Source organism: Paraburkholderia humisilvae, from assembly GCF_902859855.1.
GTDB lineage: Bacteria > Pseudomonadota > Gammaproteobacteria > Burkholderiales > Burkholderiaceae > Paraburkholderia > Paraburkholderia humisilvae.
Genome location: NZ_CADIKH010000361.1, coordinates 1 through 1,259 on the forward strand (window position 1 = coordinate 1; position 1,259 = coordinate 1,259).

At 59.3% G+C, this 1,259-nt stretch carries 1 protein-coding gene; it reads right to left on the reverse strand.

Features of this window, described 5'->3' with window-relative positions:
- Positions 1-166: 166 nt before the first annotated feature.
- Entirely contained in the window at positions 167-1,114 is a 948-nt protein-coding gene (locus HV796_RS42540; RefSeq protein WP_175233592.1) for a tyrosine-type recombinase/integrase, read from the reverse strand.
- Positions 1,115-1,259: the final 145 nt, after the last annotated feature.

Consider the following 1,259-nt stretch of genomic DNA (forward strand, 5'->3'; position numbering starts at 1 on the left):
TCGATTCGCAGCTTCGACGGCGCGCGCCCGATCTGTTTCGTGGCGAACGCTAGCAGCAGCCGGAACGTGTCACGGTAACTTGCCACCGTATGCGAACTCAGACCTTGCTGCTCGAGCAGGCGTTGGGTAAAGAACCTTTGAACGAGGGAGGGAAGACTGGTGGCGCTCACGGCCGTTCTCCCGGACAATTCTTGTTGAGATAGCCTGCAGCGAGTTCAAGCAACTCAGGAACCGCTTCGATGTACCAGTACGTAAGACCGATGTTGACATGCCCGAGGTAGGTGGCAAGTTTCGGCAATTCCCGACTGACGTCCAGACCGGCGCGATACCATTCGACCAGCCTTCCAGTCGCGAAGCTATGTCGGAAGTCCTGGAGGCGCGGGCCGTAACCATCGCGCCCGTCCTCTGTCGCCGATCGCAGACCAACAGCGCGCGACATTCTGACGAACATGCTTCGTGCAGTGCCTGCCTTCAGTCGCTTGCCGCGCTCACTAACCAGGAACGCCTCGCTCAATCGTACAGGACAGAGTTGATCGCGTTTCAGGGCATAGTGTTCGAGTGCCACCCGGGAAGACTCTGCTACAGGAACAAAGCGGGATTTGCCGAGCTTCGATTCTCGGATGGAGAGTATCCCGCTGACGAGGTCAACGTCGGACCGGTCGAGCCGAAGCGCTTCGTCTGGCCTGAGGCCTGTCGCTACAAGAAGCCCTATGAGCGTCGAATAGGTCAGTGCTCGCATGCCGGTTCGGGATCGCAGTTGAGCGGCGCGGGCCATAAGCAGATCAATTTCCTGCTCAGTGTAAATATGCGGGGCGTTGCGCCGTCTTCTGGCACTCAGGAGTCCTGCTGGAGGAATCTGGTTTCGATTGTCAATCACGTTCATCCATCTGGCAAATCCTCTCACTTGAGAGAGGCGCCGCCCCCAGGTAGCGCGCTCGACGAGTACGGGCGTCGTCGCCCAGCGCAGAGCCAGATCGGTTGTAATGAACTCGGCGCCTTCGCGTTCCAGCAGATCAACGAAATGACCGAGTGCCAATGCAGGCTCATAGAATGACGCCCCGAGAGCACGGCGGACTGCCACGTACCGGACGAGAGACTCGCGGATCGCAGTCATATTGAACCTCCCGCCGTGGGCCACGAACGCGCGACCCCGCGCAGGTCCTCAAACGCGATCTTTGCGTAGATCGCGGTACTGTCCTGTGAGCGATGCCGCAAGACCTCGGCTATTTCCGCCATCGATGCACCGTGACGAATCATCG

Coding starts and splice junctions, on each gene's coding strand:
- HV796_RS42540 (WP_175233592.1), bottom strand. CDS start 1,114: ATGACTGCGATCCGCGAGTCTCTCGTCCGGTACGTGGCAGTCCGCCGT.